The sequence below is a fragment of the Streptomyces sp. HUAS MG91 genome (assembly GCF_040529335.1).
Lineage (GTDB): Bacteria > Actinomycetota > Actinomycetes > Streptomycetales > Streptomycetaceae > Streptomyces > Streptomyces tabacisoli.
In genome coordinates this window covers 5067582-5082345 of sequence record NZ_CP159534.1, presented here as the reverse complement: position 1 = coordinate 5082345, position 14764 = coordinate 5067582, and the positions used below count along the sequence as shown (strand labels likewise).

16 protein-coding genes are annotated in these 14764 nt (G+C 71.2%); 7 read left to right on the top strand and 9 right to left on the bottom strand.

The window, feature by feature from the left end:
• The first annotated feature begins 19 nt into the window (after window positions 1-19).
• Window positions 20-1273 (top strand): nucleotide sugar dehydrogenase, encoded by a 1254-nt coding sequence (locus ABII15_RS23275; protein WP_353944223.1) that lies wholly within the window; start codon window positions 20-22, stop codon window positions 1271-1273.
• Between the two features lie 61 nt (window positions 1274-1334).
• Window positions 1335-1940, top strand: a complete 606-nt coding sequence (locus ABII15_RS23270) for a hypothetical protein (RefSeq protein ID WP_353944222.1) — start codon at window positions 1335-1337, stop codon at window positions 1938-1940.
• Window positions 1941-2018: 78 nt separating this feature from the next.
• Here the strand turns inward: ABII15_RS23270 and ABII15_RS23265 are convergent, their stop codons facing one another.
• The 4 genes from ABII15_RS23265 to ABII15_RS23250 all read right to left on the bottom strand — a co-directional run bounded on the left by ABII15_RS23265 (window position 2019) and on the right by ABII15_RS23250 (window position 6427).
• The gene (locus tag ABII15_RS23265) at window positions 2019-3143 is read right to left on the bottom strand and encodes a GuaB3 family IMP dehydrogenase-related protein (protein ID WP_111663889.1); all 1125 of its coding nucleotides are present in this window, start codon (window positions 3141-3143) and stop codon (window positions 2019-2021) included.
• 105 nt (window positions 3144-3248) lie between these two features.
• Window positions 3249-4751, bottom strand: a complete 1503-nt coding sequence (guaB, locus tag ABII15_RS23260; RefSeq protein WP_353944221.1) for an IMP dehydrogenase — start codon at window positions 4749-4751, stop codon at window positions 3249-3251.
• A gap of 128 nt (window positions 4752-4879) precedes the next feature.
• Window positions 4880-5467, bottom strand: coding sequence for a sigma-70 family RNA polymerase sigma factor (locus tag ABII15_RS23255; RefSeq protein WP_351452910.1), 588 nt, complete (start codon window positions 5465-5467; stop codon window positions 4880-4882).
• A 348-nt stretch (window positions 5468-5815) separates the two neighbouring features.
• Window positions 5816-6427: a response regulator transcription factor gene (locus ABII15_RS23250; protein WP_003948568.1), complete on the bottom strand. Its 612-nt coding sequence runs from the start codon at window positions 6425-6427 to the stop codon at window positions 5816-5818.
• A 400-nt stretch (window positions 6428-6827) separates the two neighbouring features.
• On the opposite strand from ABII15_RS23250, the gene ABII15_RS23245 reads away from it, so the two are divergent.
• Complete coding sequence (locus ABII15_RS23245; protein WP_353944220.1) at window positions 6828-7169, top strand: WhiB family transcriptional regulator; 342 nt, start codon at window positions 6828-6830, stop codon at window positions 7167-7169.
• A gap of 69 nt (window positions 7170-7238) precedes the next feature.
• On the opposite strand, the gene ABII15_RS23240 is transcribed toward ABII15_RS23245, so the two are convergent.
• The gene (locus ABII15_RS23240; RefSeq protein WP_353944219.1) at window positions 7239-8147 is read right to left on the bottom strand and encodes a LysR family transcriptional regulator; all 909 of its coding nucleotides are present in this window, start codon (window positions 8145-8147) and stop codon (window positions 7239-7241) included.
• 81 nt (window positions 8148-8228) lie between these two features.
• On the opposite strand from ABII15_RS23240, the gene ABII15_RS23235 reads away from it, so the two are divergent.
• Together ABII15_RS23235 and ABII15_RS23230 are read left to right on the top strand one after the other, a co-directional pair.
• Window positions 8229-8897 carry an MOSC domain-containing protein gene (locus tag ABII15_RS23235; protein WP_353944218.1) on the top strand — a complete coding sequence of 223 codons (669 nt, stop codon included), beginning with the start codon at window positions 8229-8231 and terminating at the stop codon, window positions 8895-8897.
• Window positions 8898-8945: 48 nt separating this feature from the next.
• A complete protein-coding gene (locus tag ABII15_RS23230; protein WP_353944217.1) occupies window positions 8946-9719 on the top strand; it encodes an SDR family oxidoreductase in 774 nt (257 codons plus the stop codon).
• 218 nt (window positions 9720-9937) lie between these two features.
• Here ABII15_RS23230 and groL read toward each other — a convergent pair whose 3' ends face one another.
• Window positions 9938-11566 carry a chaperonin GroEL gene (groL, locus tag ABII15_RS23225; protein ID WP_353944216.1) on the bottom strand — a complete coding sequence of 543 codons (1629 nt, stop codon included), beginning with the start codon at window positions 11564-11566 and terminating at the stop codon, window positions 9938-9940.
• Between the two features lie 155 nt (window positions 11567-11721).
• Window positions 11722-12030: a co-chaperone GroES gene (groES, locus tag ABII15_RS23220; protein ID WP_006347174.1), complete on the bottom strand. Its 309-nt coding sequence runs from the start codon at window positions 12028-12030 to the stop codon at window positions 11722-11724.
• A 300-nt stretch (window positions 12031-12330) separates the two neighbouring features.
• Here groES and ABII15_RS23215 point away from each other — a divergent pair, with 300 nt between their 5' ends.
• Together ABII15_RS23215 and ABII15_RS23210 are read left to right on the top strand one after the other, a co-directional pair.
• Window positions 12331-12624, top strand: coding sequence for a hypothetical protein (locus ABII15_RS23215; RefSeq protein WP_353944215.1), 294 nt, complete (start codon window positions 12331-12333; stop codon window positions 12622-12624).
• Between the two features lies 1 nt (window position 12625).
• Window positions 12626-12934 carry a hypothetical protein gene (locus ABII15_RS23210; RefSeq protein ID WP_353944214.1) on the top strand — a complete coding sequence of 103 codons (309 nt, stop codon included), beginning with the start codon at window positions 12626-12628 and terminating at the stop codon, window positions 12932-12934.
• Here the strand turns inward: ABII15_RS23210 and ABII15_RS23205 are convergent.
• Entirely contained in the window at window positions 12925-13788 is an 864-nt protein-coding gene (locus ABII15_RS23205) for a polysaccharide deacetylase family protein (protein ID WP_353944213.1), read from the bottom strand. The genes ABII15_RS23210 and ABII15_RS23205 overlap by 10 nt on opposite strands.
• Window positions 13785-14717, bottom strand: a complete 933-nt coding sequence (locus ABII15_RS23200; RefSeq protein ID WP_353944212.1) for a polysaccharide deacetylase family protein — start codon at window positions 14715-14717, stop codon at window positions 13785-13787. The genes ABII15_RS23205 and ABII15_RS23200 overlap by 4 nt, the downstream gene beginning before the upstream one ends.
• Between the last annotated feature and the right edge of the window lie 47 nt (window positions 14718-14764).

The window sequence follows — 14764 nt, the reverse complement described above, 5'->3', positions numbered from 1 at the left end:
GGGAAGGACGGCCACCGCCATGCCCGCTGACCTCGCCGTCGTCGGCCTCGGCCACCTCGGCCTGCCGCTCGCCCAGGCCGCCGTCGCCGCCAGGATCGCGACCGTCGGCCACGACCCCGCCCGCGCCCGGGACCTGGCCGCCGGCCGGCTCCCCTGCGACGGCGACGCCGCGGCCCTGACCGCCGCCGACGTCCGCCGGATGCTCGCCGCGGGCTTCCGCCCGACCGCGAACCCCGCCGAACTGGCCCGCGTCCGCACCGCGGTGATCTGCGCCCCGACCCCGCCCGGCGCCGACGGCAGCCCCTCCCTCGCCCCGGTGATCGAGGCGACGCGCACCCTGGCCGCCCATCTGCGCCCGCACACCACGGTGATCGTCGAGTCGCCGGTGCCGCCCGGCACCACGGAGACGGCCCTGCTGCCGCTGCTCGAAGAGGGCTCCGGGCTGCGCGCGGGCCGCGACTTCCACCTGGCCCACGCCCCGGGCCGGATCGACGCCGGCCTGCGCACCCACCCCTACTCCGCCACCCCCAGGGTCATCGGCGGCCTCACCCCGGCCTGCACGGAGTCGGCGGCCACCTTCTACGGCCGCCTCACCGACAAGGTGGTCCGCGCGCGCGGGCTGCGCGAGGCGGAGACGGTCCACCTCCTGGAGACCAACTACCGCCACGTCAACATCGCCCTGGTCAACGAGATGGCGGTGCTCTGCCACGACCTCGGCGTCGACCTCTGGGACGTCATCCGCTGCGCGGAGACCAAGCCCTTCGGCTTCCAGGCCTTCCGCCCCGGCCCCGGCGTCGGCGGCCACGCGCTCGCCCAGGACCTGACCTCGCCCCACCTGCCCACGCGCCCGCTGCGCCTGGTCGAACTGGCCCGCCAGGTCAACCACCACATGCCGTCCTACGTGGTCCAGCGCGCCGCCACCCTCCTCAACGAGCACGGCAAGTCGGCCCGCGGCGCCCGCGTCCTCCTCCTCGGCGTCACCTACAAGCCCGACCTCCCCGACCAGCAGGGCACCCCCGCCGACGAGATCGCGACCCGCCTGATGCAGCTCGGCGCGGCCGTCAGCTACCACGACCCCTACATCCCGTCCTGGAACGTCCTGGACCGCCCGGTCCCGCGCGCGGACTCCCTCTACGAGGCCGCGGCCGACGCCGACCTGACGATCCTGCTCCAGCACCACCGCACGTACGACCTCCAGGGCCTCGCGGTGAAGGCCCAGCTGCTCCTGGACACCAGGGGTGCCACACCGGCAGGGGCGGCCCACCGGCTCTGACTGCTACTCTGCGGCCTCTCTGGGCACACACGTGCCCACGTTCACACTTCGGGGGGACCGCATGACCCAGCCGCCGCAGCCACCTCAGCCACAGCCCCAGGACGGCAATCCGTACGCGCAGGACAAGCCCGCCGCGGCCCCGCCGCAGCCGGGTTACGGCTACCCGCAGCAGCAGCCGGGCCAGCCGCAGCAGCAGTACGCGCCGTTCCCGCAGCAGCAGCCGGCGCCCGGCGGCTTCCCGCCCCCGCAGCCGGTCCCGGCCCGCGGCGGCAACCCGGCGCTCGGGATCGTCGCCGGTGTGGTCGTGGCCCTGATCCTGGCCTGGGCGTACGGCGCCATCATGAAGGCCACCGACCACGAGATCGGCTACGCGGCCATCGGCGTCGGCTTCGTCGTCGGGCTCGTCGTGGGCAAGGTCGGCGGGCGCAACGCGGTGCTGCCGATCCTCAGCGCGGTGATCTCGCTCGCCGCCGTGTACCTGGGGCAGATCACCGGGGTCGCGATGTACGTCGGCGAGGCCGCGCACGTCTCCTTCTTCACGGCCCTCACCGACCACTTCGGCTTCATCAACGACGCGTGGAAGGAGAACGCGGACGTCAAGGAGTACGTCTTCATGGCCATCGGCGCCTTCGCCGCGTTCGGCTCCGCCAAGAAGGCCGCGCTCTGACGCACGTACCACCGCAGGCAGAAAGGGCCGGGCCCCGCCGTTGAACGGCGGGGCCCGGCCCTTTCTGCGTACGGGGTGTCAGCGGCGGTGCTGCGAGTCCGCGACCGTGACCTCGACCCGCTGGAACTCCTTGAGCTCGCTGTAGCCGGTGGTCGCCATGGCCCGCTTGAGCGCGCCGAAGAAGTTCATCGACCCGTCGGGGATGTGCGAGGGACCGGTGAGGATCTCCTCGGTGGTGCCGACCGTGCCGAGGTCGACCTTCTTGCCGCGCGGCACGTCCTCGTGGACGGCCTCCATGCCCCAGTGGTGGCCGCGGCCGGGCGCGTCCGTGGCGCGGGCCAGCGGCGAGCCCATCATCACGGAGTCGGCGCCGCAGGCGATGGCCTTCGGCAGGTCGCCGGACCAGCCGACGCCGCCGTCGGCGATGACGTGCACGTACCGGCCGCCGGACTCGTCCATGTAGTCGCGGCGGGCGGCGGCGACATCGGCGACGGCGGTCGCCATCGGGACCTGGATGCCCAGCACGTTGCGCGTCGTGTGGGCGGCGCCGCCGCCGAAGCCGACCAGCACACCGGCGGCGCCGGTCCGCATCAGGTGCAGCGCGGCGGTGTACGTGGCGCAGCCGCCGACGATCACCGGGACGTCCAGCTCGTAGATGAACTGCTTCAGGTTCAGCGGCTCGGCGGCGCCCGACACGTGCTCGGCGGAGACGGTCGTGCCGCGGATGACGAAGATGTCGACGCCCGCGTCCACCACGGCCTTGGAGAACTCGGCGGTGCGCTGCGGGGAGAGCGCGGCGGCGGTGACGACGCCGGAGTCGCGCACCTCCTTGATGCGCTGCTTGATCAGGTCGGCCTGGATCGGCGCCGAGTAGATCTCCTGGAGACGGGCCGTGGCGGCCTCCGGCTGGAGCTCGGCGATCTCGTCGAGCAGCGGCTGCGGGTCCTCGTACCGGGTCCACAGGCCTTCGAGGTTGAGCACGCCGAGGCCGCCCAGCTCACCGATGCGGATCGCGGTCGCCGGGGAGACGACGGAGTCCATGGGCGCTGCCAGGAACGGCAGCTCGAAGCGGTAGGCGTCGATCTGCCAGGCGATCGAGACCTCCTTCGGGTCGCGGGTGCGCCGGCTCGGCACGACGGCGATGTCGTCGAACGCGTACGCACGGCGGCCGCGCTTGCCGCGCCCGATCTCGATCTCAGTCACGATGTGGGGCCTTTCCCTCTTGGTCTGCGTGTCCAGTATCCCCGACACGCGTGAGAGGGGCCGCCCTGGTGATCCCGGGGCGGCCCCTCCTGCGATGACCTGCGATTACTTGCGGCTGTAGTTCGGTGCCTCGACCGTCATCTGGATGTCGTGCGGGTGGCTCTCCTTGAGGCCCGCGGAGGTGATGCGCACGAAGCGGCCCTTGGACTCCATCTCGTCGATGGTGGCGGCGCCGACGTAGCCCATGGTCTGGCGCAGACCGCCGACGAGCTGGTGCAGCACGTTCGCCAGCGGGCCGCGGTAGGGCACCTGGCCCTCGATGCCCTCGGGCACGAGCTTGTCGTCGGAGGCGACCTCGGCCTGGAAGTAGCGGTCCTTGGAGTAGGACCGGCCCTGGCCGCGGGACTGCATGGCGCCCAGCGAGCCCATGCCGCGGTACGACTTGAACTGCTTGCCGTTGATGAACATCAGCTCGCCCGGCGACTCCTCGCAGCCCGCGAGCAGCGAGCCGAGCATCACCGTGTCGGCGCCGGCGGCCAGCGCCTTGCCGATGTCGCCGGAGTACTGGAGGCCGCCGTCGCCGATGACCGGGACGCCGGCCGCGCGGGCCGCGACAGCGGCCTCGTAGATCGCGGTGACCTGAGGGACGCCGATGCCGGCGACGACGCGGGTGGTGCAGATGGAGCCCGGGCCGACACCGACCTTGACGCCGTCGACACCGGCGTCGATGAGCGCCTGGGCGCCGTCACGCGTCGCCACGTTGCCACCGATCACGTCGACGTCCACCGCGGACTTGATCTTCGACATCCAGCTCAGTGCGTTGCTGTTGTGGCCGTGCGAGGTGTCGACGATGAGGAAGTCGGCACCGGCGGCGGCCAGCGCCTGCGCCCGCTCCAGCGCCTCGGGGCTCGCGCCCACGGCGGCGCCGACGAGCAGCCGGCCCTCGGCGTCCTTCGCGGCGTTCGGGTACTGCTCGGCCTTCTTGAAGTCCTTGACGGTGATGAGGCCCTTGAGCACACCCGCGTCGTCGACCAGCGGCAGCTTCTCGATCTTGTGGCGGCGCAGCAGCTCCATGGCGTCGACGCCGGAGATGCCGACCTTGCCGGTGACCAGCGGCATCGGCGTCATGACCTCGCGGACCTGACGGCTGCGGTCGTTCTCGAACGCCATGTCGCGGTTGGTGACGATGCCGAGCAGCTTGCCCGCCGGGTCGGTCACCGGGACACCGGAGATGCGGAACTTGGCGCACAGCGCGTCGGCCTCGGCCAGCGTCGCGTCGGGGTGCACGGTGATCGGGTCGGTGACCATGCCGGACTCGGAGCGCTTCACGAGGTCGACCTGGTTGACCTGGTCCTCGACCGAGAGGTTGCGGTGCAGCACGCCGACGCCGCCCTGGCGGGCCATGGCGATGGCCATGCGGGCCTCGGTGACCTTGTCCATCGCGGCGGAGAGCAGCGGGATGTTCACCCGGACGTTGCGCGAGATGCGGGACGAGGTGTCGACCGCGTTCGGGAGGACCTCCGACGCGCCGGGCAGCAGCAGCACGTCGTCGTAGGTCAGCCCGAGAGTCGCGAATTTACCGGGCACGCCGTCGACGTTCGCAGTCATGACACCTTCTCCAAATGGCCTTGATCGGTGCGGGTGTCCATGCTAACGGCCTGCGGGCGTGTCTCATTCCACGAGCAAGATCATCGGCCTTCTTTGTACGTTCACACGTACGCGACCGGGGTCGTGTGCTACTGCTCGGCGAGCGCGCGCAGGCGGCTGAGCGCCCGGTGCTGCGCGACGCGCACGGCTCCGGGTGACATCCCCAACATCTGCCCGGTCTCCTCGGCGGTGAGGCCGACGGCGATGCGCAGGAGCAGCAGCTCCCGCTGGTTCTCCGGGAGGTTCGCGAGGAGTTTCTTGGCCCATTCGGCGTCGCTGCTGAGCAGCGCGCGCTCCTCCGGGCCGAGGGAGTCGTCGGGCCGCTCCGGCATCTCGTCGGACGGCACGGCCGTCGAGCCGGGGCCGCGCATCGCCGCGCGCTGCAGGTCGGCGACCTTGTGGGCGGCGATGGCGAAGACGAAGGCCTCGAAAGGCCGGCCCGTGTCCTTGTAGCGCGGCAGCGCGAGCAGGACCGCGACACAGACCTCCTGGGCGAGGTCCTCGACGAAGTGCCGGGCGTCGCCCGGCAGCCGGGACAGCCGGGTGCGGCAGTACCGGATGGCGAGGGGGTGGACGTGCGCGAGGAGATCGTGCGTCGCCTGCGCGTCGCCGTCGACCGCGCGGCCGACGAGCGTACCGATGACCCCTTGCTGGGCCGCTCCCTCGTCGTCGCGCATCGACCTATGGTGCCCTGCCGAGGTGCGGTCCGCGGCATCGCGTCCCTGGTTGTGCACCGAAGCGTTATCGACCGATGCGCCGGAGGCGCCCGAAGCGTTCGGGGCAGGTGCGCCGGAACTCATCTCCTGCGCCCTCCCCTCTCGCTGACCCTGCTCGCCGGATTCGTCGTCCCCGCGGAACTCCACACCACCAAGGATGCGGCATCGCGCGCGAAACGCGGAGCGGCGACCCGTACCGCACCCCGCAAGGGGCGCGGGGAACGGCGCGACCAGCCACAACAAAGCTGCAGCCGGCCGACAACATCACGTGGCAATTCGCAGCCCGCACCCGGAACCCCGAACGGAGTGCTACCGCACGAGGCCCCAACGGAACCCGAGCGCCACCGCGTGCGCCCGGTCGGACGCCCCGAGCTTCTTGAACAGCCGCCGCGCGTGCGTCTTCACGGTGTCCTCGGAGAGGAAGAGCTCGCGCCCGATCTCCGCGTTGGACCGGCCGTGACTCATGCCTTCGAGCACCTGGATCTCACGCGCGGTGAGGGTGGGCGCGGCGCCCATCTCGGCCGAGCGCAGCCGGCGCGGGGCGAGCCGCCACGTCGGGTCCGCGAGGGCCTGGGTCACCGTGGCCCGCAGCTCGGCGCGCGAGGCGTCCTTGTGCAGATAGCCGCGGGCACCGGCGGCGACCGCGAGGGCCACACCGTCCAGGTCCTCGGCGACGGTGAGCATGATGATGCGCGCACCGGGATCGGCCGAAAGCAGCCGTCGCACTGTCTCGACGCCGCCGAGACCCGGCATGCGTACGTCCATCAGAATCAGGTCCGAGCGGTCGGCGCCCCAGCGGCGGAGGACTTCCTCGCCGTTGGCCGCGGTCGTCACGCGCTCGACGCCGGGCACGGTCGCGACCGCGCGGCGCAGCGCCTCTCGGGCAAGCGGGGAGTCGTCGCAGACGAGGACGGATGTCATGACCGTCCTCCGCAGCTGATGCGCGTCACCTTGAGCCTCCAGGCTTTGTACGAATCGTCACCTGTGCGGTCGACACTCGGCAAGCCGTTCGGACAGATGCCCGAGAGCTTGTTCCTTCAACCGCCTCAGCACTCTCAACGATGGTCACTCGAAAGAGTTACGGGTCAGACGGCCTGGTTCGGCACTCTACGTGAGGGGCCGGACACAACGGGGGCAGCGCGGCGCACTCTCAAGGTTTCACCACAACCTATGCCCCATTTAGCGGTATTTCTTCCCTTTTGCTGGTGTCTGTAGCTAGATTCGCAATGAGTCATATTTTCATCTCCTTAGACAGTAGATGTACGGTCATGGGCACCGTTCCGCGTCACAACGGCTACAACGGCAACAAGGGGACACACCAATGGCAGATTTCTCCCGCCTTCCCGGACCGAACGCAGATCTGTGGGACTGGCAGCTGCTCGCGGCCTGCCGCGGGGTCGACAGCTCTCTCTTCTTCCACCCCGAGGGGGAGCGCGGCGCGGCCCGCAGCGCCCGTGAGACCTCGGCCAAGGAGGTCTGCATGCGGTGCCCGGTGCGCGCGGAGTGCGCTGCTCACGCGCTACAGGTGCGCGAGCCGTACGGCGTGTGGGGCGGACTCACCGAGGACGAGCGCGAGGAGCTGATGGGGCGGGCCCGCAACCGGCTCGTGACCGCGTCGTCGGCGGGCGGCGCGCCATCGGCGGCCACCGCTTCCACCAACTGAAGGAACGTTTCTCCAGATGTGGGCGCACCCCGTGCGCCCACATCGGCGTTCAGCGGGGTACGGCGGGATTCAGCGCGCGGCGGCCTTGTCGGCGGCCCGCGCCAGGTGGTCGAGGGTGGCGGCGACGGCCGGCACCTGGGCCAGATCGGGCAGGGTGAGCGCGACGATCTCACGCTGCACGGGCGGCTCGACCGTCACTGTGCGTGCACCCTTGGGCCGAACGGATTCGATGGCCAGTTCGGGCAGGACGGCGACGCCGAGCCCGGCGCCGACGAGGCCGATCACGGCCGGATAGTCGTCCGTCGCGAAGTCGATGCGGGGCGCGAATCCGGCACCGCGGCACACCTCCACCAACTGGCGGCGGCAGCGCGGGCAGCCCGCGATCCACGGCTCGTCCGCGAACGCGTCGATGGTGACCTCACTGGCGGAGGCCAGCGCGTGCCCCTCGGGGACCAGGCCCACCAGGCGGTCGGCGAGCAGCGGGCGCACGACGAGGTCGTCCCAGTCCTCGGCCGCCTGGGCGCCCTCGTACCGGAAGGCGAGCGCGACGTCGCAGTCGCCCTCGCGCAGCATCTCCACCGAGCGCGGCGGCTCGGCCTCGACCAGGGAGACCCGGGTGCCGGGGTGCTCGGCGCGCAGCGCGGCCAGCGCCGTCGGCACCAGGGTCGAGCTGCCGCTGGGGAACGACACCAGGCGGACGCGGCCCGCGCGCAGCCCGGCGATCGCGGCGACCTCCTCCTCCGCGGCGGTTAGCCCGGCGAGGATGCCCGCCGCGTGCCGGACCAGCGCCTCGCCCGCCTGGGTCAGGCGCATCTCGCGGCCGGTGCGGATCAGCAGCGGGGTGCCCGCCGAGGACTCCAGGGCCTTCATCTGCTGGCTGACCGCGGGCTGGGTGCAGCCCAGCTCCCGGGCGGCCGCCGAGAAGGAGCCGGTGGCGGCGACGGCGCGCAGGACGCGGAGGTGGCGGGCTTCGATCACTCCTCAAGCATAAGCCCTGCTTGGGGAATGCGCCGAATATTGCGTGGCGGCTTTGGTCCGGGGTCCCGTAGCGTGGCCGGTATGAAGCTCCTGTCTCTCAATCTCGGGCACCGCAAGGCCGTGGCGTACACCGACCAGGCCGAGGGCGTGACCGGCATCGACAAGCGGCCGGTCGAGGGGCCCGTGCGGGTGGCCGCGCCGGGTCCGAAGGGCACCGGCGGCAGCGGTCTCGCCGGGGACGCGGTGTGCGACAAGCGGCACCACGGCGGCGACGACCAGGCCGTGTACGCGTACGCGCGCGAGGACCTGGACGCCTGGGAGCGCACCCTGGGCCGCCCGATCCCCAGCGGCGCCTTCGGGGAGAACCTGACGACCGAGGGCCTCGACATCACGGGCGCGCGGATCGGCGAGCGCTGGCGGATCGGCTCCGAGGTGGTCCTCGAGGTGTCGTCCAGCCGGATCCCGTGCCGGACGTTCCAGGGGCATCTCGGCGAGAAGGGCTGGGTCAAGCGGTTCACGCAGGAGGGGGCCGCGGGCGCGTATCTGCGGGTGATCGAGCCGGGCGAGATCCGCGCCGGGGACCCGATCGAGATCGTGCACCGCCCGGACCACGACGTGACGGTCCAGCTCGCGTTCCGCGCGGTGACCACCGAGCGCTCGCTGCTGCCGAGCATGCTGGCGGCCGGCGAGGCGCTGCACCCGGAGGAGCTGCGGGCGGCGCGGGAGTACGTGGCGAAGTACGGCTCCTGACCCGGCCGGTGATCACCGGCACCATCCGGCCGTCACTAACCTGGGGCCATGACTACGGCACTGATCACCGGATCCACCGCGGGCATCGGCGCCGCGTTCGCCCGGCGCCTGGCCGCCGACGGCCACAATCTGGTCCTCGTCGCGCGCGACACCGAGCGCCTCCAGGACCAGGCGACGGAGCTGCACGACCGGCACGGCATCGAGGCCGAGGTGCTCACCGCCGACCTCGCCACCGACGACGGCATCGCGGCGGTCGAGGAGCGGCTGAAGGACCGCAAGGCCGCGGTCGACCTGCTCGTCAACAACGCCGGGTTCGGCAACAAGGGCCGTTACCTCGAAGTCTCCATGGCCGACGAGCTGACCATGCTGAAGGTGCACTGCGAGGCGGTGCTGCGGCTGACGTCGGCGGCGGCCTCGGCGATGCGGGAGCGCGGGCGCGGCGGGGTGGTCAACGTGGCGTCGGTCGCGGCGTTCGTGCCGCGCGGCACGTACGGGGCGTCGAAGGCGTGGGTCGTGCAGTTCACGCAGGGCGCCGCGAAGGATCTGGCGGGGACCGGGGTGCGGCTGATGGCGTTGTGCCCCGGTTTCGTGCGGACGGAGTTTCATCAGCGGGCCGGTATGGGCACCGACAACATCCCGAACTGGATGTGGCTCGACGCCGACAAGCTGGTGTCGGCCGCGCTGACCGATCTGTCCCGGGGCAAGTCGTTGTCGATCCCGGATCCGCGGTACAAGGCGTTGATGGGGGTGGTGAAAGTGACCCCGCGTTCTTTGTTGGGCGGGGTGACGTCGCGGACGGGGCGGAAGTACGGGCCGCAGTAGATCGCGTTCGTCCGCGGCTCTCGTCGTGGCTGGTCGCGCAGTTCCCCGCGCCCCTGAGAGGCCTGCGGCCTTCAGGGGAGGCTGCGCGCAGCGCACGCCTCAGGGGCGCGGGGAACTGCGCGGCCAACCACACGCGACCCGCACTCGGCAGACGCGCCGGCGGAAACGGGTGAGGCCCGCCCCCCGAAACGGGAGGCGGGCCTCAGGTGGGGCTCGGGTCAGTGCGAGTGACCGTGGCCGTGGCCGTGACCGGCGTCGGCCTCTTCCTCGGCCGGCTTCTCGACGACGAGGGTCTCCGTCGTCAGGAGCAGCGAGGCGATGGAGGCGGCGTTCTCCAGCGCGGAGCGCGTCACCTTGACCGGGTCGATGACGCCGGCCTTGACCAGGTCACCGTACTCACCGGTGGCGGCGTTGTAGCCCTGGCCCTTCTCCATCTCCTTGACCTTGGAGACGATGACGTAGCCCTCCTGGCCGGCGTTCTCACCGATCCAGCGGAGCGGCTCGACGACGGCGTTGCGGACGACGGCGACGCCGGTGGCCTCGTCGCCCTCCTTGCCGAGCGAGCCCTCGAGGACCTTGGAGGCGTGCACCAGAGCGGAGCCACCACCGGAGACGATGCCCTCCTCGACCGCGGCGCGGGTCGCGGAGATGGCGTCCTCCAGACGGTGCTTCTTCTCCTTGAGCTCGACCTCGGTCGCGGCACCGACCTTGATCACGCAGACGCCGCCGGCGAGCTTCGCGAGGCGCTCCTGGAGCTTCTCGCGGTCCCAGTCGGAGTCCGTGTTCTCGATCTCGGCCTTGATCTGGTTGACGCGGCCCTCGACGTCGGCCTTGTTGCCGCCACCGTCGACGATCGTGGTGTCGTCCTTGGTGATGGTCACGCGGCGCGCGGAGCCGAGCACGTCCAGACCGGCCTGGTCGAGCTTGAGGCCGACCTCTTCGGCGATGACGGTGGCACCGGTGAGGGTGGCCATGTCCTGGAGCATCGCCTTGCGGCGGTCGCCGAAGCCGGGGGCCTTGACCGCGACGGCGTTGAACGTGCCGCGGATCTTGTTCACGACCAGGGTCGACAGGGCCTCGCCCTCGACGTCCTCGGCGATGATCAGCAGGGGCTTGGAGCCGCCGGCCTGGATGACCTTCTCGAGGAGCGGGAGCAGGTCCTGGATCGAACCGATCTTGCCCTGGTGGATCAGGATGTACGGGTCGTCGAGGACGGCCTCCATACGCTCCTGGTCGGTGACGAAGTACGGGGACAGGTAGCCCTTGTCGAAGGCCATGCCCTCGGTGAAGTCCAGCTCCAGACCGAAGGTGTTGGACTCCTCGACGGTGATGACACCGTCCTTGCCGACCTTGTCCATCGCCTCGGCGATCAGCTCGCCGACCTGGGTGTCCTGGGCGGACAGACCGGCGACGGCCGCGATGTCGGACTTCTCGTCGATCGGGCGCGCGGTGGCGAGCAGGTCCTCGGAGACGGCCTTGACGGCGGCGTCGATGCCCTTCTTCAGGGCGGCCGGGGAGGCACCCGCGGCGACGTTGCGCAGACCCTCGCGGACCAGGGCCTGGGCGAGCACGGTGGCGGTGGTGGTGCCGTCACCCGCGATGTCGTTGGTCTTGGTCGCCACCTCCTTCACCAGCTGGGCGCCGAGGTTCTCGTACGGGTCCTCGATCTCGACCTCGCGGGCGATCGTGACACCGTCGTTGGTGATGGTGGGGGCGCCGAACTTCTTGTCGATGACGACGTTGCGGCCGCGGGGGCCGATCGTCACCTTCACCGTGTCGGCAAGCTTGTTGACGCCGCGCTCAAGGGCGCGACGGGCGTCCTCGTCGAACTTCAGGATCTTCGCCATGGGAGCGTTTCAGCCCTCTCGGAAAACTAGGGTGAAGCTTGGTGTGAAAACGAACCGCGCCCCCGACCCCGGCTGATGTGCATCGCGGGTGCCAGGGGCGCAGATCGAAAGCTGAAGCAATGTCGCTTCGGTGAAGCCGGTAATCCGGAAGTGGATTACTTCTCGACGATCGCGAGCACGTCGCGGGCCGAGAGGACGAGGTACTCGTCGCCGTTGTACTTCACCTCGGTGCCGCCGTACTTGCTGTACAGCACGACGTCGCCGACCTTGACGTCGAGCGGCAGGCGCTCGCCGTTCTCGAACCGGCCCGGGCCCACGGCGAGGACGGCGCCCTCCTGGGGCTTCTCCTTCGCGGTGTCCGGAATGACCAGGCCTGAGGCCGTGGTCTGCTCGGCGTCGAGCGGCTGGACCACAATGCGGTCCTCGAGCGGCTTGATGGCAACCTTGGAGCTGGCGGTCGTCACGATCCGACCTCCCCCTTCGGAGATCTCACGGGGTTAACTGTCTGAGGTGGCGACCAGGTGGATCCGTCGTCGCGGGTGCCGGACCTGCCCGTCGCTGTTGGCACTCTCCTACGGGGAGTGCCAGAGCCGAGACTATGACCGCGATTAGCACTCGGTCAAGCGGACTGCTAATCGAGCTCTCCGCGCGGCGCCCTTCCGCCCCGCTCCCGCCCCCTCCCCGAAGGCCTCCGGCGGGCCACGGATCGGTCTCGGTCGGGGAACGTACGGATGGAGGCCGGGGTTCCGTACGAGAGTCCTGGCATGACCGGTCACCAGCGCACTCCGAAGTCACTGGCGGGCGATATCGCGCTCGCGCTGTTCGTCCTGTTCGTGGACGTGATCGGCTGCCTGAACGTGGCGGTCTGGTCCTACGGCGCCCACGCCTCGCGCGGCCAGGTCGCGCTCGGGACGCTGCTGCTCGCCGGACTGATCCTCGCGTCGTCGTTCGCCTTCCGCTTCGGGCGCAGCCCCCTGCTGGTGACGGCGGGGATCCAGGTCTTCGCGGGGGCCGTGGTGGCCTTCGTCGGGGTGCTGCCGTTCATCGGAGGCCGGTGACATGGAGCGGCCGGACGACGACACGTTCGCCGGTGGCTGCCTGGTGGCCCTCGTGCTGCTCCTGGAGGCCGCCTATCTGGCTCTCGTGGTGTTCAGCCTGGCGCTTCAGGGGCTCGGCGGCGCGGACCCGGAGTCGGCGCCGCCGGACCGGACCGAGGTGTGGCTCTGGGCCGGCGGCGCGGGGGCGGCGCTGCTCTTCGGAGCCGCGTTCCTGTGGCTGCGGCGCCCGTGGGCCGCGTCGGTCCAACTGTTCGCCGCCGCGTGGGCGGCGACCCTGGCGGCCGCCGCCTGGCAGCGGATTCAGACGTAGTCCTCCAGCCGGGCCACCGTGAACCCCTGCTCCTGGACGCGCCGCAGCATCCGCGAGGTCATCTCCGTCAGGGTCGTGCCCTTCAGCTCCGCGGGGCCGCGGAAGTGGGCCAGGATGATGTCGCCGGGGCGCAGCCGGTCCCCGTCGGCGTAACGCAGGTCGTTGATCTGCATCGAGGCGCGCCACAGGACGATCGCGTCGATGCCGCAGTCACCGGCCGCCCGCAGGGTGTCGGCGTCGTAGTCCCCGTAGGGCGGGCGGAACAGCCGCGGGGCCGCGCCGAAGCGGGACTTGAGCCGGGTCTGCTGGCCGCAGATCTCGGCGTGCTGGTCGACGTAGCCCCGGCCGGGCAGGAACGGGTGGGTCAGCGAGTGGTTCTCCACCTGGGCGCCGAGCCGCCGCAGCTGTCCGAAGTGGTCGTAGCCCGTGGCCGCGGCCGAGTCGGCGAGGAACATCGAGATCGGCAGCCGCAGTTCGCGGACCATGTCGACGAACCGCGGGTCGCGCTCGGCGCCGTCGTCGAAGGTCAGGAAGACGACCTTGTCGCGGGTGGGCACGTGGTCGATGACCGGCGGCACCGTGCCGGGGGCGCGGGCCGCGAGCACCCGGTGCGGCCGGGGCGCCGGGGCCAGCGGGGCGGCCAGCCCCCAGCGGCGGTGGACGTCCGGGGCGGGCGCGCCGGCCGCCGGCGGCGGATCGGGCCTGCGGACCTTCTGCGCCGCCTTCCGGCCCATCCGCTCGATCGGGTCGACGGACTGCGCGCACCCGGTGAGCAGCGCGGCGGCCAGGGCGCAGACGATCGCCGCCCGCGCCCCCGGCCGCCGGACACCGCCCCCCGCCCCATGACGTGTCACAGGTAGTCCTCCAGGCGTGCCACCGCGTACCCCTTGCCGGTGACGTACTTCATGAACGTACGGATCATGTCGGGCATCGTGCCCTTCCAGTCCTCGCGACCGCGGAAATGCGTGAGGATGATGTCGCCCGGATGGATGTCGCGGTCCCACTCGCGGTAGTCCATTCGGTCCACGAAGACCTCGGCGTTCCAGATGGGCGCGTACTTCACCCCGCAGGACTTGGCGGCCTTCAGGGTGTCCTGGTTGTAGTTGCCGTAGGGCGGGCGGAAGAGGGTCGGGCGCTTGCCGTAGTGCTTCTCGATGACGTCCTGCATGCCGCAGATCTCGCGCTTCTGTCCCGCGTAGGACAGGCCCGGCAGGTAGGGGTGGTGGAGCGTGTGGTTGTTCAGGCCCACCCCGGCCCTCTGCATCGTCGTGAAGTAGCCGTAGTCCTCCTTGGCGAGGTAGTCGCTGAGGAAGGCGGTGTACGGGATCTTCAGCTCGCTCATCATCCGCACGAACGCCGGGTCCTTCTCGGCGCCGTCGTCGATCGTGAGGAAGACGATCTTCTTCTTGGTGGGGATCGTCGTGAAGACCGGGGGCAGGCCGAGTTCCTTCTGGTCGTCGACCTCGAAGCCCTTGCGCGGCTCGATGTGCGGCTTGCGCGCGGGCGGGGCGGGCGCGGCCAGCGGCGGCGCGGCCAGGCCCCAGCGCTTCGCCGCCGTGACGACGCGGGCGCGTTCGGCCTTGAGACGGGTGGCGTACGAGTCGAGGGCGCGGGCCGGCGGGGCCTTCAGGGGCTGCTGGCCGGGGGCCGGCCGTACGGTCGTGGCGTCGCCGCCGCCCGCGGCGCAGCCGGAGGCGAGGGCGCAGGCCGCCAGGACGGCGACGGAGAGCCGTCTCGCCGTCCACCTTCTCCGGCTTTTTTCGTTTTGTCGTACTAGTTGCATGGCGCCGGATCCTTGCAGCTCAACGCGCTGGTCAGGGGCCGACACCG